This window comes from Streptomyces sp. DH12 (assembly GCF_020873895.1).
Lineage (GTDB): Bacteria > Actinomycetota > Actinomycetes > Streptomycetales > Streptomycetaceae > Streptomyces.
Map to the genome: position 1 here is coordinate 56804 of NZ_JAHWGT010000014.1, position 19410 is coordinate 76213.

Here is a 19410-nt window from a genome sequence, read left to right on the forward strand (position 1 = left end):
GGCCGGTGCATGACGGAAACGGCACGGCCCACCCAGAGACACGGACACCGCCCGCGGAGCCTTTCCGGCGGTCCGGAGCAGATGGTCACCACCGCATTGTTGTTGGCGTTCAGCGTGGTGTCACTCGGCTGTGGACAACGGCAGGTGATATGTCCGGTGTTCCGCCTCTTGGTCCGCTGTTCGCTGCCCGGTCAGGCCGGGTCGACCTCCCGCAGCAGGCCGGTCGTCACGTCGAAGACGAAGCCCCGCACGTCGTCGGTGTGCTGGAGGAACGGCGAGGTGCGCACCCGCTGCATCGACTGCCGCACGTCCTGGTCGACGTCGCGGAACGCCTCCACCGCCCACGTCGGCCGCTGCCCGACCTCCTGCTCCAGCTCGTCGCGGAAGCCCTCGGTGATCTTCTCCAGGCCGCACCCGGTGTGGTGCACGAGCACGATGCTGCGGGTGCCCAGCGCGCGCTGGCTGATGGTGAGCGAGCGGATGACGTCGTCGGTGACGACGCCGCCCGCGTTGCGGATGGTGTGGCAGTCGCCCAGGTGGAGGCCGAGCGCGGCGTGCAGGTCGAGGCGGGCGTCCATGCAGGCGACCACGGCCACCTTCAGCACGGGTCGCGCGTCCATGCCCGGGTCGGTGAACTGCTCGGCGTAACGGCGGTTCGACTCGACGAGGCGGTCGGTGACTCCCTGGCCCGCGGGGACGGGGGCGGAGTCGGTCGAGAGGTTCGCGGAAGTCGACATGGCTACGACGTTAATGGTCACCGCCCCGCGCGGCGCGCGGTGAGAGCGGACAAAGGACGTCAATGAGGCGTGCTGTGAGCTACTCCACAGGTACCCGGCCACGGACGGCCGTACGAGTGATTCGTCCCGGTTGCTCCGCCCGCGCACACCCCCCGGACGACGCGCAGGCCGGTTGATTGACCGCGCGGGGGAGTGGACTAGAGTGGCGCGGAGTTCACGGAGACATTGAGCGATTTCCGAGCGATATCCGCAGATTCTCCTCCGCGTGTGCGGTGGCATGTACGGCTCGGCCTCCTCCGCCCGCCGGTCGGCCGAGGCCCTCTCCGGCGCCGGTGGCCCGGCGGTACGTACGCCGCGCCGGACCTGAGAGGGCAGATGACAGGGCGCGATGGGGGTACCGCCGGTACCGATCCGGTGGGGCTCCCCGACAAGGACGGCGGCGAGGCGCCGGACGGCAACACCCGGCACGTCCCCGTGATGCTCCGGCAGTGCCTCGACCTGCTCGCCCCCGCCCTGGAGCGGCCCGGCGCGGTCGTCGTCGACTGCACCCTCGGCCTCGGCGGGCACAGCGAGGCCCTCCTGACCCGCTTCCCGGAGGCGCGGCTCGTCGCCCTCGACCGCGACACCGAGGCCCTGCGCCTCTCCGGCGAGCGCCTCGCCCGCTTCGGCGACCGGGCCACCCTCGTCCACGCCGTCTACGACGAGCTGCCGGACGTGCTGGACCGGCTCGGCCTGCCGCGCGTCCAGGGCGTGCTGTTCGACCTCGGCGTCTCCTCCATGCAGCTCGACGAGGCGGACCGCGGCTTCGCCTACGCGCAGGACGCCCCCCTCGACATGCGCATGGACCAGACGACCGGCGTCAGCGCCGCCGAGGTGCTCAACACCTACCCGCCCGGCGAGCTGGTGCGGATCCTGCGCGCGTACGGCGAGGAGAAGCAGGCGAAGCGGATCGTCTCCGCCGTGGTGCGCGAGCGGGAGAAGGAGCCCTTCACCCGCAGCGCCCGCCTGGTCGAACTGATCCGCGACGCGCTGCCCCAGGCCGCCAAGCGGACCGGCGGCAACCCCGCCAAGCGGACCTTCCAGGCCCTGCGCATCGAGGTCAACGGCGAGCTGTCGGTGCTGGAGCGCGCGGTCCCCGCCGCGGTGGGGGCCCTCGCCGTCGGCGGCCGCGTCGCCGTCCTGTCGTACCACTCGCTGGAGGACCGGCTGGTGAAGCAGGTCTTCGCGGCGGGCGCCGCCAACACGGCCCCGCCCGGCCTGCCCGTCGTGCCCGAGCGGTACCAGCCGCGGCTCAAGCTCCTGACCCGGGGCGCCGAACTACCCAGCGAGGAGGAGGTGGCCCGCAACCGCAGGGCCGCGCCGGCCCGGCTGCGCGGCGCGGAACGGATCAGGGAGGACGTGTGACGAAGGCAGGACCTCTGAAGGGGCGCGCGGCCCGCCTGGCCCGGCTCATGCCGTCCGGGCCGAACACCGCCGCCCGCACCCCCTTCGTCCTGCTCGTCGTCGTGCTCCTCGGGGGCGGGCTGATCGGGCTCCTGCTCCTCAACACCTCCCTCAGCCAAGGCTCCTTCCGCCTCTCCGAGCTGCGGCGGCAGACCACGGAACTCACCGACGAGGAGCAGGCGCTCCAGCGGGACGTCGACGAGCACTCGGCGCCCGACGCGCTGGAGCGCCGGGCCCGCGAACTGGGCATGGTGCCCGGCGGCGGCCCCGTCTTCCTGGAGCCGGACGGCACCGTACGCGGCGTGCCGAGCCCGGCCCCCACCCCCGGACCGGACACGGGCCCGTCCCCGGCGGGCGCCGCCGCCCCGGTCCCCGAGCCCACCGACGCCCCCGCCCCGGACGCGCTCGCCCCCGCCCCGGCGGGCCCCGCGGCGCCCGGGCCGCCGGCGGCGGCCACCCCCGTGACGACCACCCCGCCGCCCCCCGCGGCCCCGGCCCCGACGCCCCCCGGCAGGTGAGCAGTGCCCTCCCAGGAACCTCCGCGCCGCCGCGTCCCCCGCCCCTCGGGCGCCCGGCGCCCCACCGGACGCGGCGCCGGCGGCCGCCCCCAGCGCGCCGGAGCCGCCGCGCGCCGCCCCGGTACGGCGGCGCCCCGGCCCGGCGGACAGGCGCGACCGCTCCGGCTCGGCAACCCGCGCCCCCGCCTGCGCCTGGTGAGCCTCGGCCTCACCCTCGTCATGCTGGCCTTCGTCGTACGGCTCCTCCAGGTCCAGGCCGTCGACGCCTCCGCCTACGCCGCCAAGGCCGAGAAGAACCGCTACCTCAGCCACAAGCTGGCCGCCGAGCGCGGCGAGATCACCGACCGCTCCGGCGTGCCCCTCGCCACCAGCGTCGACGCGTACGACATCACCGCCGACCCCAAGATGTTCACCCCCCAGGAGAGCAAGGTCCCCGACGCGCCCGAACAGGCCGCGGCCCTCCTCGCGCCCATCCTCGGCAAGGACCCCGCCGAACTCGTCCGCACCCTGAAGTCCCCGCCCTCGCCCCGCTACGCCGTCCTGGCGCGCAAGCAGACGCCGCAGGTCTGGAACCAGATCAAGGACCTGCGGACCCTCTTCGCCAAGAAGGCCCGCGAGGACAAGGCGCGCGGCGGCCCGGGCACCAGCGTCCTGGCCGGGGTGCTCAGCGAGCGCAGCAGCAAGCGGGTCTACCCCAACGGCACCCTCGGCGCGGGGATACTGGGCTACGTCAACGCCGACGGCCGCGGCGGGGGCGGCCTGGAGTCCATGCTCGACGAGGAGCTCGCCGGCCGGGACGGCAAGATCACCTACGCCCACTCCGGCGGCCGCCGCGTCCCCACCGCCGGGGCCCGCGAGACGCCCGCCGTACCCGGCTCCGACATCGAACTCACCATCGACCGCGACATCCAGTGGGCCGCCCAGAAGGCCATCTCCGAACAGGTCGCCGCCTCCCGCGCCGACCGCGGCTACGTCGTCGTGCAGAACACCCGGACGGGCGAGGTCCTCGCCATGGCCAACGCCCCCGGCTTCGACCCGAACGACCTGTCCCGGGCCGACTCCACCGCCATGGGCAACGCCGCCCTCCAGGACGCCTACGAACCCGGCTCCACCGCCAAGGTGATGTCGATCGCCGCCGTCCTGGAGGAGGGCGCCGCCACACCCGGCACCCACGTCGTCGTGCCCAACCGGCTCCACCGCGGCGACCGGCTGTTCAAGGACGACATCGACCACCCCACCTGGTACCTGACGCTCAACGGCGTCCTCGCCAAGTCGTCCAACATCGGCACCATCCTCGCCACCGGACAGCTCGGCCCCGACCAGCCGTCGGCCAACCGCGTCCTCCACTCCTACCTGCGCAAGTTCGGCCTGGGCGCCCCCACCGGCCTCGGCTACCCCGGCGAGACCTCCGGGATCCTCGCCGAGCCGAAGGACTGGAACACCTCGCAGCAGTACACGATCCCCTTCGGCCAGGGCCTGTCCCTCAACGCCATGCAGGCCGCGTCCGTGTACTCCACCATCGCCAACGGCGGCGTACGCGTCGCGCCGACCCTGGTCCGCGGCACCAGGGGCCCCGACGGCCGCTTCACGCCCGCCCCGACGCCCGGCACCACGCGTGTCGTCAGCGAGAAGACGGCCAAGACCCTCGCCGCCATGCTGGAATCGGTCGTCGACGACGAGGAAGGCACCGGCACCAAGGCCGCCATCCCCGGCTACCGCGTCGCCGGCAAGACCGGCACCGCCAACCGCGTCGATCCGCAACTGGGCCGCTACAAGGGCTACACGGCCTCCTTCGCGGGCTTCGCCCCGGCCGACGACCCGCACGTCACCGTCTACTGCGCCATCCAGAACCCCACCCAGGGCAGCTACTTCGGCGGCCAGATCTGCGGCCCCGTCCACAAGAAGGTCATGGAGTTCGCCCTGAAGACCCTGCACGTCCCACCGACCGGGAAGCAGCCCCCGCGCATGCCGGTCACCTTCACACCCGGCACCTGAGCCGAGCGAGGCACCAGTGACAACGATCACGCCCGACCCCGGGAACCGCCCCGGCGACGACCGCGCCCCGGCGGCCTCATTTAGCCCGATCCCGGGTGCGCCCGGTACGCTCACCGCCGTGCCACACCCTGATCAGTCCCCCAGCACCGGCGAGGACGCCCCGGCGAAACAGCCGGGAGCGCCGCGTCCGGCCCAGGTCCGCCCCACCCCCCTCGGCGAACTCGCCGCCCGGGTGGGAGCCCCCGCTCCGCACGAGCCGCACCGGCCGTACGAGGGGCAGGTCACCGGCATCACCCACGACTCGCGGGCCGTGCGCCCCGGGGACGTGTACGCCGCGCTGCCCGGTGCCCGCGCCCACGGAGCCGACTTCGCGGACCAGGCCGCCGGCCTCGGCGCCGTCGCCGTCCTCACCGACCCGGCGGGCGCCGACCGCGCCGCCGCGACGGGCCTGCCGGTCCTCGTCGTCGACGACCCGCGCGGCCGGATGGGCGAACTCGCCGCCGACATCTACGGCCGCCCCGGTACCGACCTCCTCCAGATCGGCATCACCGGCACGTCCGGCAAGACGACCACCGCCTACCTCGTCGAGGGCGGGCTCAAGGCCGCCGGACGCAGCCCCGGCCTGATCGGCACGGTCGAGACCCGCATCGGCGACGAACGCGTCAAGTCCGAGCGCACCACACCCGAGGCGACCGACCTCCAGGCGCTCTTCGCCGTCATGCGCGAACGCGGCGTCGAGGCCGTCGCCATGGAGGTGTCCAGCCACGCCCTGGTGCTCGGCCGGGTCGACGGCTGCGTCTTCGACGTCGCCGTCTTCAATAACCTCAGCCCGGAGCACATGGAGTTCCACTCCGGCATGGAGGACTACTTCCAGGCCAAGGCGCAGCTGTTCACCCCGCGCCGCTCCCGCCAAGGCGTCGTCAACTTCGACGACGAGTACGGCAGGAGGCTGGTGACCGAGGCGACCGTCCCCGTCGTCACCTTCTCCGCCGAGGGCCACCCGGACGCCGACTGGCGCGCCCAGGACGTCCGTTCCGGCCCGCTCGGCAGCACCTTCACCATCGTCGGCCCGAAGGACGAGCACGTCAGCGCCACCGCGCCGCTGCCCGGCCCGTTCAACGTGGCCAACACCCTCGCCGCCGTCGTCACCCTCGCCGTCGCCGGCGTCGACCCGCAGCGGGCCGCCGACGGCGTCGCCGCCGTGCCGGGCGTCCCCGGGCGGCTGGAGCGCGTCGACGCCGGCCAGCCGTACCTGGCCGTCGTCGACTACGCCCACAAGACGGACGCCGTCGAGTCCGTCCTGCGCTCCCTGCGCAAGGTCACCGAGGGCCGGCTGCACATCGTGCTCGGGTGCGGCGGCGACCGCGACGTCACCAAGCGGGGCCCCATGGGCGCCGCCGCCGCGCGCCTCGCCGACACCGCCGTCCTCACCTCCGACAACCCGCGTTCCGAGGATCCCCTCGCGATCCTCTCCGCGATGCTCGCCGGAGCCGCCCGCGTCCCCGCGCACGAGCGGGGCACCGTCCTGGTCGACGCGGACCGGGCCTCCGCCATCGCCGCAGCCGTGGCCCGCGCCCGACCGGGCGACACCGTGCTGGTCGCGGGCAAGGGCCACGAGCAGGGCCAGGACATCGCAGGCGTCGTACGGCCCTTCGACGATCGACAGGTCCTGCGGGAAGCCATCCAGAACAGTCAGGGATGAAGAAGTGATCGCCCTCTCCCTCACCGAGATCGCCGCAATCGTCGGCGGGCAGACGCACGACATACCGGATCCGGCGGCACAGGTCACCGGTTCCGTCGTCTACGACTCCCGCCAGGTCGAGCCCGGCAGTCTCTTCGCCGCGTTCACCGGTGAGAACGTCGACGGGCACGACTACGCCCGGGGCGCCGTCGAGGCCGGGGCGGTGGCCGTGCTGGCCACCCGCCCGGTCGGCGTCCCGGCCATCGTCGTGCCCGACGTGACCGCCGCGCTCGGCGCGCTCGCCCGTACCGTGGTCGAGCGGCTCGGCACGTCCGTCGTCGCCCTGACCGGCTCGGCGGGCAAGACCAGCACCAAGGACCTCATCGCGCAGCTCCTGCGGCGCCAGGGCCCCACCGTCTGGCCGGCCGGCAACCTCAACAACGAGATCGGCCTGCCGGTGACCGCCCTGCGGGCCACCGAGGAGACCCGGCACCTGGTGCTGGAGATGGGCGCCCGAGGCGTGGGCCACATCCGCTACCTCGCGCAGCTCACCCCGCCCCGCATCGGCCTCGTCCTCAACGTCGGCTCCGCCCACATCGGCGAGTTCGGCGGACGCGAGCGGATCGCCGAGGCGAAGGGCGAACTCGTCGAGGCGCTCCCGCCGGCGGAGGAGGGCGGCATCGCCGTCCTCAACGCCGACGACCCGCTCGTGAAGGCCATGGCGTCGCGCACCAAGGCGCGCGTCGTGTACTTCGGGGAGGCGGCGGAAGCGGCCGTACGGGCCGAAAACGTCCGTCTCACCGCGGCGGGGCAGCCCTCGTTCCGCCTTCACACACCCACCGGGTGCAGCGACGTGACCATGCGCCTGTACGGTGAGCACCACGTGTCGAACGCGCTCGCCGCGGCCGCCGTCGCCCATGAGTCGGGCATGCCCGTGCACGAGATCGCCGCCGCGCTCTCCGAGGCGGGCTCCCTCTCCCGCTGGCGCATGGAGGTCACCGAGCGTCCGGACGGTGTGACGATCGTCAACGACGCCTACAACGCGAACCCCGAGTCCATGCGGGCCGCCCTGCGCGCGCTGGCAGCCATGGGCGAGGCCGCACGGGCCAAGGGGGGACGCACGTGGGCGGTGCTCGGCCTGATGGCCGAGCTCGGCGACGAGGCGCTCGCCGAGCACGACGCGGTCGGACGGCTCGCCGTCCGGCTCAATGTCGGCAAGCTCGTCGCGGTCGGGGGCAGGGAAGCGTCCTGGCTGCAACTGGGCGCATATAACGAGGGTTCGTGGGGTGAGGAGTCGGTGCACGTGTCCGACGCGCAGGCGGCGATCGACCTGTTGCGCAGTGAACTGCGTCCGGGTGACGTCGTGCTGGTGAAGGCTTCCAGGTCGGTCGGGCTCGAGCGGGTCGCGCAGGCACTGCTCGGGAACACCACCGAGGGCGAGGTCACCGGCCGATGAGGCAGATCCTCTTCGCGGGAGCCATCGGGCTCTTCCTGACCCTGATCGGCACGCCGCTGCTGATCAAGCTCCTGGCCCGCAAGGGATACGGGCAGTTCATCCGGGACGACGGCCCGCGCACGCACGGCAGCAAGAAGGGCACGCCCACCATGGGCGGCATCTCCTTCATCCTGGCCACGCTCATCGCCTACGCCCTGGCGAAGGTCATCACCGGTGAGGACCCGACGTACTCGGGCCTCCTGGTGCTCTTCCTCATGGCGGGCATGGGCCTCGTCGGCTTCCTCGACGACTACATCAAGATCGTCAAGCAGCGGTCGCTGGGCCTGCGCGCGAAGGCCAAGATGGCCGGCCAGCTGATCGTCGGCATCGCCTTCGCCGTCCTCGCCCTGCAGTTCTCCGACAAGCGCGGACTGGCCCCGGCCTCCACCAAGCTGTCGTTCATCACGGACTTCGGCTGGACCATCGGCCCGGTGCTGTTCGTGGTCTGGGCACTGTTCATGATCCTGGCGATGTCCAACGGCGTGAACCTCACCGACGGCCTCGACGGACTCGCGACCGGCGCCTCCGTGATGGTCTTCGGCGCGTACACCTTCATCGGCCTCTGGCAGTTCCAGGAGTCCTGCGCCAACGCCAAGACGCTCACCAACCCGAGCGCCTGCTTCGAGGTGCGCGACCCGCTCGACCTCGCCGTCGTCGCCTCCGCCCTGATGGGCGCCTGCTTCGGCTTCCTGTGGTGGAACACCTCGCCCGCGAAGATCTTCATGGGCGACACCGGTTCGCTCGCCCTCGGCGGCGCCCTCGCGGGCCTCGCCATCTGCTCCCGCACCGAGCTGCTGCTGGCCCTCCTGGGCGGCCTGTTCGTCCTGATCACCATGTCCGTGGTCATCCAGGTCGGCTCGTTCAAGATGACCGGCAAGCGGGTCTTCCGGATGGCACCGCTCCAGCACCACTTCGAACTCAAGGGGTGGTCCGAGGTCCTCGTCGTCGTCCGGTTCTGGATCATCCAGGGCATGTGCGTGATCGTGGGACTCGGCCTCTTCTACGCGGGATGGGCAGCCGACAAGTGAGTACCTCCTGGCAGGGCAAGCACGTCACCGTCGCCGGCCTGGGTGTGAGCGGCGTCCCCGCCGCCCGCGTCCTCGCCGGCCTCGGCGCCCGCGTCACGGTCGTCAGCGACGGCGACGACGAGCGGTCCCGCACCCAGGCGGCGCAGCTGGAGGCGGAGGGCGTCACCGTCCGCCTCGGCGACGGGGCGACCCTGCCGGAGGGGTGCGAACTGGTCGTCACCACGCCCGGCTGGAAGCCCGACAAGCCGCTGTTCGCCGCGGCCGCCGAGGCGGGCGTGGAGGTGTGGGGGGACGTCGAGCTGGCCTGGCGCCTGCGCGGCCCCGACGCCGCCCCCTGGCTCGCCGTCACCGGCACCAACGGCAAGACCACCACGGTCCGGATGCTCGCCTCCATCCTGGAGGCGGCCGGGCTGCGGACCGCAGCCGTCGGCAACATCGGCGTCTCCCTCCTCGACGCCGTCCTCGGCGACGAGAAGTACGACGTCCTCGCCGTCGAACTGTCCAGCTACCAGCTGCACTGGGCGCCGAGCGTGCGCGCCCACTCCGCGGCCGTGCTGAACCTCGCGCCCGACCACCTCGACTGGCACGGCTCCATGGAGGCGTACGCCGCCGACAAGGGCCGGATCTACGAGGGCAACGCCGTCGCCTGCGTCTACAACGCCGCCGACCGGGCCACCGAGGACCTGGTGCGCGGGGCCGACGTCGAGGAGGGCTGCCGGGCCATCGGCTTCACCCTCGGCACGCCCGGACCGTCCCAGCTGGGCGTCGTCGACGGCATCCTGGTGGACCGCGCGTTCGTGGCGAACCGGCAGAAGCAGGCCCAGGAACTGGCACAGGTCTCCGACGTCGACCCGCCGGCCCCGCACAACATCGCCAACGCCCTCGCCGCCGCCGCCCTCGCCCGCGCCTTCGGGGTCGAGCCGGCGGCCGTCCGCGAGGGCCTGCGGGCCTTCCGCCCGGACGCGCACCGCATCGAGTTCGTCGAGGAGGTCGCCGGCGTCGGGTACGTCGACGACTCCAAGGCCACCAACACGCACGCCGCGCAGGCGTCGCTCGCCGCGTACGACCCGATCGTCTGGATCGCCGGCGGCCTCGCCAAGGGGGCCACCTTCGACGAGCTGGTCACCCGGTCCGCCGAGCGGCTGCGCGGGGTCGTCCTCATCGGCGCCGACCGCGCCCTCGTGGCGGAAGCCCTCGCGCGACACGCCCCGCAGGTGCCGGTGGTCGACCTCGACCGGACCGACACTGGGGCGATGGCGGCGGCGGTCCGGGAGGCGGCGCGGCTCGCCCGGCCGGGCGACACGGTGCTCCTCGCCCCGGCCTGCGCCTCGATGGACATGTTCGTCAACTACGACAAGCGGGGTGAGGCGTTCGCGGACGCCGTCCGCGCGCTCGCCGCCGAAGACGCCTGACCAGCCACCAGGTCCGGCGGCGCCGGACACGACTGGAGGGGACAGCGACCATGCGCGCCGAGCACACCGCCGACGTACGCCCGACACCGGGTCCGCCGGGCAGCCCGCGGGCGCTGCTCGCCGCGGCGGTGCGCCGGATCGTTCCGCCTCCGCCGCCCGCGCCCGCCGGTGCCGCCGTGCCGGCCGCGGGGCGGGCCGCCGCACCGGCCGACGTGCCGGCGGGGGCGCGCGGCATCCGCGGCCTGGCCTTGCGCACCCGCACCGCGCGCCCGCGCGGGGCCGCCGTCCCGCGCGGGCGCGCGCGTACGCAGGGCGCCGGCCGGCCGCCGCGCGGCAACGGCCTGCGCCGGACGTACGAGCGGGCGCGCCGGGCGTGGGACCGGCCCCTCACGGCGTACTACGTGGTCCTCGGCGCCAGCATGCTCATCACGGTGCTCGGCCTCGTCATGGTGTACTCGGCGTCGATCATCAAGGCGCTGGAGCTGTCCCTGCCGGCCTCGTACTTCTTCCGCAAGCAGTTCGTCGCGGCCGTCATCGGCACCGGTCTGCTGCTGCTGGCCTCGCGCATGCCGGTCAAGCTCCACCGAGCGCTGGCCTACCCGCTCCTCGTGGGCACCGTCTTCCTGATGGTCCTGGTGCAGATCCCGGGCATAGGGCACGCGGTCAACGGCAACCAGAACTGGATCTACCTGGGCGGGCCGTTCCAGCTGCAACCGAGCGAGTTCGGCAAGCTCGCGCTGATCCTCTGGGGCGCCGACCTGCTCGCCAGGAAGCAGGACAGGCGCCTCCTCACCCAGTGGAAGCACCTGCTGGTGCCGCTCGTGCCGGTGGCCTTCCTGCTGCTCGGGCTGATCATGCTGGGCGGCGACATGGGCACGGCGATCATCCTCACGGCGATCCTCTTCGGCCTGCTCTGGCTCGCGGGCGCCCCCACACGGCTCTTCGTCAGCGTGCTGGCCGTCGCCGGGGTCATCGGCGTCGCGCTGATCCGGGGCAGCTCCAACCGCATGTCGCGCATCGCCTGCATCGGCGCCACCGACCCCGGGCCCAACGACGCCTGCTGGCAGGCGGTGCACGGCATCTACGCCCTGGCGTCGGGTGGATGGTTCGGATCCGGGCTGGGCGCGAGTGTGGAAAAATGGGGCCAACTCCCCGAACCACACACCGACTTCATCTTCGCCATCACCGGGGAGGAACTGGGACTGGCGGGGACGCTGTCGGTGCTCGCCCTCTTCGCGGCTCTAGGCTATGCGGGTATTCGCGTGGCCGGACGCACGGAGGACCCCTTCGTGAGGTACGCCGCGGGAGGCGTGACCACCTGGATCACGGCCCAGGCCGTGGTCAACATCGGTGCGGTGCTCGGTCTGCTGCCGATCGCCGGTGTCCCCCTCCCGCTGTTCTCCTACGGGGGCTCCGCCCTGCTGCCGACCATGTTCGCCGTCGGGTTGCTGATCGCCTTCGCGCGTGACGAGCCCGCCGCGAAAGCGGCCCTGGCCGGCCGAGAGCCCCGGTTCGGCGGGCGGACCGGGGTGAGATGGAAGTCGATGCGACGGCGCGTCAAGAAGCGCCCGTCCGGAGAGCGGTGAATTTCGGTGCATGTCGTACTCGCCGGTGGGGGGACCGCCGGCCACATCGAGCCCGCGCTCGCCCTCGCGGATGCCCTGCGCAGGCAGGACCCGAACGTGGGGATCACGGCCCTCGGCACGGAGCGGGGCCTGGAGACCCGGCTCGTGCCCGAGCGGGGCTACGAGCTGGCGCTCATCCCCGCCGTGCCGCTGCCGCGCAAGCCCACCCCCGAGCTGATCACCGTGCCCGGGCGGCTGCGGGGCACGATCAAGGCCGCCGAGCAGGTCCTGGAGCGCACCAAGGCGGACTGCGTGGTCGGCTTCGGCGGCTACGTGGCACTGCCCGGCTACCTGGCCGCCAAACGGCTCGGCGTGCCCATCGTCGTGCACGAGGCCAACGCCCGGCCCGGCCTGGCCAACAAGATCGGCTCCCGGTACGCCTCCGGGGTCGCCGTCGCCACGCCCGACAGCAAGCTGCGGGGCGCCCGCTACATCGGCATCCCGCTGCGGCACACCATCGCCACCCTCGACCGCGCCCGGGTCCGCCCGGAGGCGCGCGCCGCGTTCGGCCTCGACCCGAACCTGCCGACGCTGCTGGTCTCCGGCGGTTCGCAGGGCGCCCGCCGGCTGAACGAGGTGGTCCAGCAGGTGGCGCCGGTCCTCCAGCGCTCCGGCATCCAGATCCTGCACGCGGTCGGCCCGAAGAACGAGGTGCCACGCGTCGACAACATGCCCGGGATGCCCCCCTATGTCCCGGTACCGTATGTGGACCGGATGGACCTCGCGTACGCCGCGGCCGACATGATGCTCTGCCGCGCGGGCGCGATGACCGTCGCCGAACTCTCCGCCGTCGGGCTCCCCGCCGCCTACGTCCCGCTGCCCATCGGCAACGGCGAGCAGCGGCTGAACGCCCAGCCGGTGGTCAAGGCCGGTGGCGGACTGCTGGTCGACGACGCCGAGCTGACCCCCGAGTGGGTCCAGGGCAACGTCCTGCCCGTCCTCGCCGACCCGCACCGGCTGTACGAGATGTCCCGCGCCGCCGCCGAGTTCGGCCGCCGGGACGCCGACCAGCTGCTGGTCGGCATGGTCTACGAGGCGATCGCGGCACGCGGCTAGGAAGGCGCCCGGCGGCGAGCGAGCGAGAGGCAGGGCAGGGAGCATGGCCGGACCGACGACCGCCGAGCGCGGCGCCAGGAGGCCCGCGGGCGCGTCGCCGGGCCGGCCCTCCGCACGCCCGGAGCGCGGCGGGGGCGCCCGGCGCGGCCCGGCGCGCCCCCGGCTCCTGCTCCTCGCCCTCGCCGCCACCGTCCTCGCCGGCGGCGTGCTCTGGCTGCTGTACGGCTCCTCCTGGCTGCGCGTCGAACGCGTGTCCATCTCCGGTACGCGGGTGCTGACGCCCGGACAGGTGACCGCGGCGGCGGCCGTCCCGGTCGGCGCGCCGATGGCGTCCGTCGACACCGACGCCATCGCGGAGCGGCTGCGCGGGGCGCTGCCGCGCATCGACTCGGTCGACGTCGTGCGCTCGTGGCCGCACGGGATCGACCTGGAAGTGACCGAGCGCGTACCGGTCCTGGTGGCCCGCCAGGGCGGGGCGTACATGGAAATCGACGCGAAGGGTACCCGGTACGCCATGGTGGCGACCGCGCCCGTCGGAGTCCCCCGGCTGCACCTCGCCGCGGGCCGGTCGCCCAGCCTGCGCCGCTTCGACGCCGACCGGCTGACCCGCGAGGCGGTGGGTGTGGTGGGCGGGCTGCCGGAGAAGCTCGGCCGGGACCTGCTGTCCGTCCGCGTCCGCTCGTACGACTCCCTCACCCTGGAGCTGAGGGGCGGTCGGACGGTCTTCTGGGGGAGCGGCGAGGAGGGCGGGGCGAAGACCCGTGCGCTGCTCGCACTGATGAAGGCGGCGCGCGGAGCCACGCACTTCGACGTGAGTGCCCCGAGCGCCCCTGCGGCGTCGCGGAGTTGACGCACATACGCGCTGGCCAGCACCCTGGTTGGTCAGCGCTATGGGTGATCACATAGGGTGAAAAGAAAAACGGGAGGTTCGGCGTGTTCGTTGAACGCGCGCCACTTGTCGACTTAGTGTCCTGTTCGGAAGAGTCCAGGAAGCAGGCACACTGGTAACCCTAAACTTCAAGGTTAGGGTTTGGGTCGGCGATTCGGACCGTCCCTTCGGCATCCGCCGTCGCGGCGCGCCACGCAGCGCGGAGCGGCGGCACGTAACTCGAGGCGAGAGGCCTTCGACGTGGCAGCACCGCAGAACTACCTCGCAGTCATCAAGGTCATCGGTGTCGGCGGCGGTGGTGTCAATGCCATCAACCGAATGATCGAGGTCGGTCTCAAGGGCGTCGAGTTCATCGCCATCAACACGGACGCGCAAGCGCTGTTGATGAGCGACGCCGACGTCAAGCTGGACGTCGGCCGCGAACTGACCCGCGGCCTCGGCGCCGGGGCCAACCCCGCAGTCGGCCGCAAGGCGGCAGAGGACCACCGCGAGGAGATCGAGGAGGTCCTCAAGGGGGCCGACATGGTCTTCGTCACCGCCGGCGAGGGCGGCGGCACCGGCACCGGCGGCGCACCCGTCGTCGCCAACATCGCCCGCTCGCTCGGCGCACTGACCATCGGCGTGGTCACCCGGCCCTTCACCTTCGAGGGCCGCCGCCGCGCCAACCAGGCGGAGGACGGCATCGCGGAACTCCGCGAAGAGGTCGACACCCTCATCGTCATCCCCAACGACCGACTGCTGTCCATCTCGGACCGCCAGGTCAGCGTCCTCGACGCGTTCAAGTCCGCCGACCAGGTGCTGCTCTCCGGCGTCCAGGGCATCACGGACCTCATCACCACGCCCGGCCTGATCAACCTCGACTTCGCCGACGTCAAGTCGGTCATGTCGGAGGCCGGGTCGGCGCTCATGGGCATCGGTTCCGCCCGCGGCGACGACCGCGCCGTGGCCGCCGCCGAGATGGCGATCTCCTCGCCGCTGCTGGAGGCGTCCATCGACGGCGCCCGCGGCGTGCTGCTCTCCATCTCCGGCGGCTCCGACCTCGGCCTGTTCGAGATCAACGAGGCGGCCCAGCTGGTCAGCGAGGCCGCTCACCCCGAGGCGAACATCATCTTCGGCGCCGTCATCGACGACGCCCTCGGCGACGAGGTGCGCGTCACGGTCATCGCGGCCGGCTTCGACGGCGGGCAGCCGCCGGCCCGGCGGGACACCGTCCTCGGCGCGTCGGCCGCCAAGCGTGAGGAGTCCGTCTCGCCCGCGCCGCGGGCCGCCGAGCCCCCGCGCCCGGTCAGCAGCGGCCTCGGCGCCGTCCCCGTCCGCGAGGAGCCCGCGCCCGCCCCGGTCGAGCCGGCCCCGGCGGCCGGCGAGACCACGCTCGCGCCGGTCACGCCGCCGTCCATCCCGACGACGCGGCCCTACCCGGACACCCAGGCCGAAGAGCTGGACGTCCCGGACTTCCTGAAGTGATAGAGCGGCACGACACGACGGACGGCGCGCACTTCGCCTTCACCGACCGGTGGGGCGGGGTGAGCGCCGTTCCGTACGAGGAGCTCAACCTCGGCGGCGCCGTCGGCGACGACCCGGCCGCGGTCCGCGCGAACCGGAAGATCGCCGCCGGGCACCTGGGCGTCGACCCGGACCGGGTCGTCTGGATGCACCAGGTCCACGGCCGGGCCGTCCACGTGGTCGACGGCCCGTGGCCCGCGGGCGCGCAGGTGCCGGCGGGGGACGCCGTCGTCACCGCCCGGCGCGGCCTTCCGCTGGCCGTGCTCACCGCCGACTGCGTGCCCGTCCTGCTCGCCGACCCGGTGGCCGGCGTCGTCGCGGCGGCCCACGCGGGCCGGCCCGGCATGGTGGCCGGGGTCGTCCCCGCCGCGGTCGAGACCATGATCACACTTGGCGCCGAGCCGTCCCGGATCGTCGCGCGGACCGGCCCCGCCGTCTGCGGACGCTGCTACGAGGTGCCGCCGGCCATGTGCGACGAGGTCGCCGCCGCCGAACCGGCCGCCCGGGCCGAGACGAGCTGGGGCACCCCGGCCGTCGACGTCGTCGCCGGGGTCCACGCCCAGCTGGAGCGCCTCGGCGTACGCGACCGCCGCGCCTCGGCGACGTGCACCCGCGAGTCGGGCGACCACTTCTCCTACCGCCGCGACCGCACGACGGGGCGGCTCGCCGGATACGTCTGGCTCGACGGGCCCGCCACCCCGCCCGGCGCGCCGGGGGAGGACGGGTCATGACGGACCGCAGGACCGAACTCGCCGTGAACCTCGCGCGGGTGGAGGAGCGCATCACCGCCGCCTGCGCCGCGGCGGGGCGCGCCCGCGAGGACGTCACCCTCGTCGTGGTCACCAAGACCTACCCCGCCGAGGACGTCCGCATCCTCCACGGGCTCGGCGTCCGCCACGTCGCCGAGAACCGGGACCAGGACGCGGCCCCCAAGGCCGCCGCGTGCGCGGACCTCGATCTCACCTGGCACTTCGTCGGTCAGCTCCAGACGAACAAGGTCCGATCCGTGGCCGGTTACGCCCAGGTCGTTCAGTCGATCGACCGGTTGCGGCTGGTCTCCGCGCTCTCCTCCGCCGCCGAGCGCGCCGGGCGGGAGCTCGACTGCCTGATCCAGGTCGCCCTCGACGCCGAGTCGGGCGAGCGGGGCGAGCGCGGGGGCGTGGCGCCGGGGGGCGTCGAGGAGTTGGCGGCGGCGGTCGACGCGGCCCCCGGGCTCCGGCTCGGCGGCCTGATGACCGTGGCCCCCCTGGCCGGCCCGTTCGCGGGGCGGCAACGGGCCGCCTTCGACCGGCTGGTGGAATTGTCGGCAGGCCTGCGCGCGACCCGTCCTGCTGCGACCATGGTGTCGGCTGGGATGAGCGCGGACCTGGAGGACGCGGTGGCGGCCGGGGCGACACATGTGCGCATCGGTACGGCGGTACTCGGAGTCCGACCCCGGCTCGGGTAACGTCGCGAAGCAAGTCGGACCACAGTAGAAAATATGGTCATTTCCGCCGAACGGCGGACAGGCCGAGTGGATCGCGGGCGCGACCTGACGTTGCCGATCCACCACAGAGCGGAGGAACCGGAGAATGGCCGGCGCGATGCGCAAGATGGCGGTCTACCTCGGCCTCGTGGAGGACGATGGGTACGACGGCCGGGGATTCGACCCCGATGACGACTTCGAACCCGAGCTCGAGCCGGAGCCCGAGCGCGAGCGGCGCCGTCACCAGCCTCCGCACCAGGTGGAGCGCGAGGAGCCGGTCCGTGCGCCGGTCGTGCAACCGCCGGTCCAGCGTGAGCCCGTTGCGCTTCCCGCTGAAAGCGGACGACCCGCCCGAATCGCCCCCGTGGCGTCCATCACACCTGAACGCCCGAGCCTGGAGAAGAACGCACCGGTGATCATGCCCAAGGTCGTGTCCGAGCGGGAGCCCTACCGCATCACCACGCTGCACCCCCGGACCTACAACGAGGCCCGTACCATCGGGGAACACTTCCGCGAGGGCACGCCGGTGATCATGAACCTGACCGAGATGGACGACACGGACGCGAAGCGACTTGTCGACTTTGCCGCCGGTCTCGTCTTCGGGCTGCATGGCAGCATTGAGCGAGTGACGCAGAAGGTGTTCCTGTTGTCGCCTGCTAACGTCGATGTCACGGCGGAGGACAAGGCCCGCATCGCAGAGGGCGGATTCTTCAACCAGAGCTGAGACACGACACCGGGAACGACCCGGCCGCACGGCCGGTATGAGAGAGCCAGGGGAGAGGGAACGCGGGAATGGGCGTCGCACTACAGGTGGTCTACATCGCGCTGATGTGCTTCCTGATCCTGCTGATCTTCCGGCTGGTCATGCAGTACGTCTTCCAGTTCGCCCGTTCATGGGAACCCGGCAAGGCGATGGTGGTCGTTCTGGAGGCCACCTACACTGTCACCGATCCACCACTGAAGCTTCTGCAGCGGTTCATCCCACCGCTGCGTCTCGGGGGCGTGGCACTCGACCTGTCCTTCTTCGTTCTGATGATCATCGTGTACATCCTGCTCAACATCGTGGGTGGCTTCGCGATGAGGGTGTGAGCGATAACGGTCCTGCCGACTGCCGACGACTACGTAGAGGTGAAGAAGAGATGGCGCTGACCCCCGAGGACGTGCGGAACAAGCAGTTCACGACCGTCCGTCTCCGAGAAGGCTATGACGAGGACGAGGTCGATGCCTTCCTTGACGAGGTCGAGGCCGAGCTGACCCGCCTGCTCCGGGAGAACGAGGATCTGCGCGCGAAGCTGGCCGCCGCGACGCGTGCCGCCGCGCAGAACCAGCAGCAGGCCATGCGCAAGCCGCCCGAGCAGCAGGAGCGCCCGGTCGGCCCCGGCGGTCAGGGTGGTCCCGTGCCCGCCGCCATATCCGGTCCGCCGGTCCAGCAGCAGCCCCCGCAGATGGGTCCGCCCCAGCTGCCGGGCGGTGCACCGCAGCTGCCGGCCGGTCCCAGCCACGGGGGCCCGCAGGGCCCGCACGGCCCCGGCCCCATGCAGGGCGGCCCCATGGGCGGTCCGATGGGCGGCCCCATGGGTGGCCACGGCCCGGGCATGCCCCAGCAGGGGCCCGGCGGTGACAGCGCCGCGCGCGTGCTGTCGCTGGCCCAGCAGACCGCCGACCAGGCGATCGCGGAGGCCCGTTCCGAGGCCAACAAGATCGTCGGCGAGGCGCGGTCGCGCGCCGAGGGCCTGGAGCGGGACGCCCGCGCCAAGGCCGACGCGCTGGAGCGGGACGCGCAGGAGAAGCACCGCGTCGCGATGGGCTCCCTGGAGTCCGCCCGCGCCACGCTGGAGCGCAAGGTCGAGGACCTGCGCGGCTTCGAGCGCGAGTACCGCACGCGTCTGAAGTCGTACCTGGAGAGCCAGCTGCGCCAGTTGGAGAGCCAGGGCGACGAGTCGCTGGCCCCGCCGCGCACCCCGTCCGCGGCTCCGTCGCTGCCGCCGTCCCCGTCGATGGCGTCGGCCGGTGCGGCCGCCCCGTCGTACGGCGGCGGCAACCAGAACATGGGCGGTTCGCCGGGGATGGGCGGCGGCCCGTCGTACGGCGGTCAGCAGCAGATGTCGCCGGCGATGACCCAGCCGATGGCGCCGGTGCGGCCGCAGGCGCCGCAGCCGATGCAGCAGGCGCCGTCGCCGATGCGCGGCTTCCTCATCGACGAGGACGACAACTGACGGGGACGGGTGGCGCGTTGCGCGCGTAGCCGTCGGTAGGCAGTGGGCCGGGGCCCGGGACGTACACACGTTCCGGGCCCCGGCTCTTTCGTCATGTGTCGTGGGGATGGGGGCCGGGTGCCGGGTGCCGCGGGTGCCGTGTGGGGTGGAGGCTGTGGAGCGCTGGGGGCGGGTGTCGGCGCCGTCCGCGGTGCCGGCGCTGCCGGTGGGGGTGGGGCGGGGCCCCTCCGGCGCACCTCCTCGGGGTCGGCGGCCCTGGGTCCCGTGAGCGGAGCCGTTCCGACGCCGCCGACCCCTGCGGGGGCACACCGGAGGGACCCCGCCCCGGTCGTCCGCCGTGTGCCGGA

Annotated in this window: 17 protein-coding genes; 16 read left to right on the forward strand and 1 reads right to left on the reverse strand. The window is 73.1% G+C overall.

Features of this window, described 5'->3' with window-relative positions:
* Window positions 1-191: 191 nt before the first annotated feature.
* Window positions 192-737: a carbonic anhydrase gene (locus LPA54_RS15000; protein ID WP_228977741.1), complete on the reverse strand. Its 546-nt coding sequence runs from the start codon at window positions 735-737 to the stop codon at window positions 192-194.
* Window positions 738-1151: 414 nt separating this feature from the next.
* Here LPA54_RS15000 and rsmH point away from each other — a divergent pair, with 414 nt between their 5' ends.
* The 16 genes from rsmH (at window position 1152) to LPA54_RS15080 (ending at window position 19063) form a co-directional block, all read left to right on the forward strand.
* The gene (rsmH, locus tag LPA54_RS15005; RefSeq protein WP_308112850.1) at window positions 1152-2141 is read left to right on the forward strand and encodes a 16S rRNA (cytosine(1402)-N(4))-methyltransferase RsmH; all 990 of its coding nucleotides are present in this window, start codon (window positions 1152-1154) and stop codon (window positions 2139-2141) included.
* Complete coding sequence (locus LPA54_RS15010; RefSeq protein ID WP_228977743.1) at window positions 2138-2698, forward strand: septum formation initiator family protein; 561 nt, start codon at window positions 2138-2140, stop codon at window positions 2696-2698. Before rsmH ends, LPA54_RS15010 begins: the two co-directional genes overlap by 4 nt.
* Window positions 2699-2701: 3 nt before the next feature.
* Window positions 2702-4693: a penicillin-binding protein 2 gene (locus LPA54_RS15015; protein ID WP_228977745.1), complete on the forward strand. Its 1992-nt coding sequence runs from the start codon at window positions 2702-2704 to the stop codon at window positions 4691-4693.
* Between the two features lie 16 nt (window positions 4694-4709).
* A complete protein-coding gene (locus LPA54_RS15020; protein ID WP_228977747.1) occupies window positions 4710-6395 on the forward strand; it encodes a UDP-N-acetylmuramoyl-L-alanyl-D-glutamate--2,6-diaminopimelate ligase in 1686 nt (561 codons plus the stop codon).
* 4 nt (window positions 6396-6399) lie between these two features.
* The gene (gene murF / locus LPA54_RS15025; RefSeq protein ID WP_228977750.1) at window positions 6400-7830 is read left to right on the forward strand and encodes a UDP-N-acetylmuramoyl-tripeptide--D-alanyl-D-alanine ligase; all 1431 of its coding nucleotides are present in this window, start codon (window positions 6400-6402) and stop codon (window positions 7828-7830) included.
* Window positions 7827-8897: a phospho-N-acetylmuramoyl-pentapeptide-transferase gene (gene mraY, locus LPA54_RS15030; protein WP_228977752.1), complete on the forward strand. Its 1071-nt coding sequence runs from the start codon at window positions 7827-7829 to the stop codon at window positions 8895-8897. Before murF ends, mraY begins: the two co-directional genes overlap by 4 nt.
* Window positions 8879-10309, forward strand: coding sequence for a UDP-N-acetylmuramoyl-L-alanine--D-glutamate ligase (gene murD, locus LPA54_RS15035; protein WP_228977756.1), 1431 nt, complete (start codon window positions 8879-8881; stop codon window positions 10307-10309). Before mraY ends, murD begins: the two co-directional genes overlap by 19 nt.
* Window positions 10310-10359: 50 nt before the next feature.
* The gene (gene ftsW / locus LPA54_RS15040) at window positions 10360-11895 is read left to right on the forward strand and encodes a putative lipid II flippase FtsW (protein WP_228977759.1); all 1536 of its coding nucleotides are present in this window, start codon (window positions 10360-10362) and stop codon (window positions 11893-11895) included.
* A 6-nt stretch (window positions 11896-11901) separates the two neighbouring features.
* Window positions 11902-12990, forward strand: a complete 1089-nt coding sequence (murG, locus tag LPA54_RS15045) for an undecaprenyldiphospho-muramoylpentapeptide beta-N-acetylglucosaminyltransferase (RefSeq protein WP_228977761.1) — start codon at window positions 11902-11904, stop codon at window positions 12988-12990.
* A 43-nt stretch (window positions 12991-13033) separates the two neighbouring features.
* A complete protein-coding gene (locus LPA54_RS15050) occupies window positions 13034-13840 on the forward strand; it encodes an FtsQ-type POTRA domain-containing protein (protein ID WP_228977764.1) in 807 nt (268 codons plus the stop codon).
* Window positions 13841-14119: 279 nt separating this feature from the next.
* Window positions 14120-15343, forward strand: a complete 1224-nt coding sequence (ftsZ, locus tag LPA54_RS15055; protein ID WP_228977766.1) for a cell division protein FtsZ — start codon at window positions 14120-14122, stop codon at window positions 15341-15343.
* Window positions 15340-16113 carry a peptidoglycan editing factor PgeF gene (pgeF, locus tag LPA54_RS15060; protein ID WP_228977768.1) on the forward strand — a complete coding sequence of 258 codons (774 nt, stop codon included), beginning with the start codon at window positions 15340-15342 and terminating at the stop codon, window positions 16111-16113. Before ftsZ ends, pgeF begins: the two co-directional genes overlap by 4 nt.
* Complete coding sequence (locus LPA54_RS15065; protein WP_228977769.1) at window positions 16110-16829, forward strand: YggS family pyridoxal phosphate-dependent enzyme; 720 nt, start codon at window positions 16110-16112, stop codon at window positions 16827-16829. Before pgeF ends, LPA54_RS15065 begins: the two co-directional genes overlap by 4 nt.
* 124 nt (window positions 16830-16953) lie before the next feature.
* A complete protein-coding gene (locus tag LPA54_RS15070; RefSeq protein ID WP_228977771.1) occupies window positions 16954-17571 on the forward strand; it encodes a cell division protein SepF in 618 nt (205 codons plus the stop codon).
* A 68-nt stretch (window positions 17572-17639) separates the two neighbouring features.
* Entirely contained in the window at window positions 17640-17936 is a 297-nt protein-coding gene (locus tag LPA54_RS15075; protein ID WP_058941823.1) for a YggT family protein, read from the forward strand.
* Between the two features lie 50 nt (window positions 17937-17986).
* The gene (locus tag LPA54_RS15080) at window positions 17987-19063 is read left to right on the forward strand and encodes a DivIVA domain-containing protein (protein ID WP_228977774.1); all 1077 of its coding nucleotides are present in this window, start codon (window positions 17987-17989) and stop codon (window positions 19061-19063) included.
* Window positions 19064-19410 lie beyond the last annotated feature (347 nt).

Bases quoted from the DNA above. Each gene is read 5' to 3' on its own strand.
- murD (WP_228977756.1), top strand. From the start codon at position 8,879: ATGGGCAGCCGACAAGTGAGTACCTCCTGGCAGGGCAAGCACGTCACC.
- LPA54_RS15070 (WP_228977771.1), top strand. From the start codon at position 16,954: ATGGCCGGCGCGATGCGCAAGATGGCGGTCTACCTCGGCCTCGTGGAG.
- LPA54_RS15050 (WP_228977764.1), top strand. From the start codon at position 13,034: ATGGCCGGACCGACGACCGCCGAGCGCGGCGCCAGGAGGCCCGCGGGC.
- LPA54_RS15075 (WP_058941823.1), top strand. From the start codon at position 17,640: ATGGGCGTCGCACTACAGGTGGTCTACATCGCGCTGATGTGCTTCCTG.
- LPA54_RS15080 (WP_228977774.1), top strand. From the start codon at position 17,987: ATGGCGCTGACCCCCGAGGACGTGCGGAACAAGCAGTTCACGACCGTC.
- LPA54_RS15000 (WP_228977741.1), bottom strand. From the start codon at position 737: ATGTCGACTTCCGCGAACCTCTCGACCGACTCCGCCCCCGTCCCCGCG.
- LPA54_RS15065 (WP_228977769.1), top strand. From the start codon at position 16,110: ATGACGGACCGCAGGACCGAACTCGCCGTGAACCTCGCGCGGGTGGAG.
- ftsW (WP_228977759.1), top strand. From the start codon at position 10,360: ATGCGCGCCGAGCACACCGCCGACGTACGCCCGACACCGGGTCCGCCG.
- mraY (WP_228977752.1), top strand. From the start codon at position 7,827: ATGAGGCAGATCCTCTTCGCGGGAGCCATCGGGCTCTTCCTGACCCTG.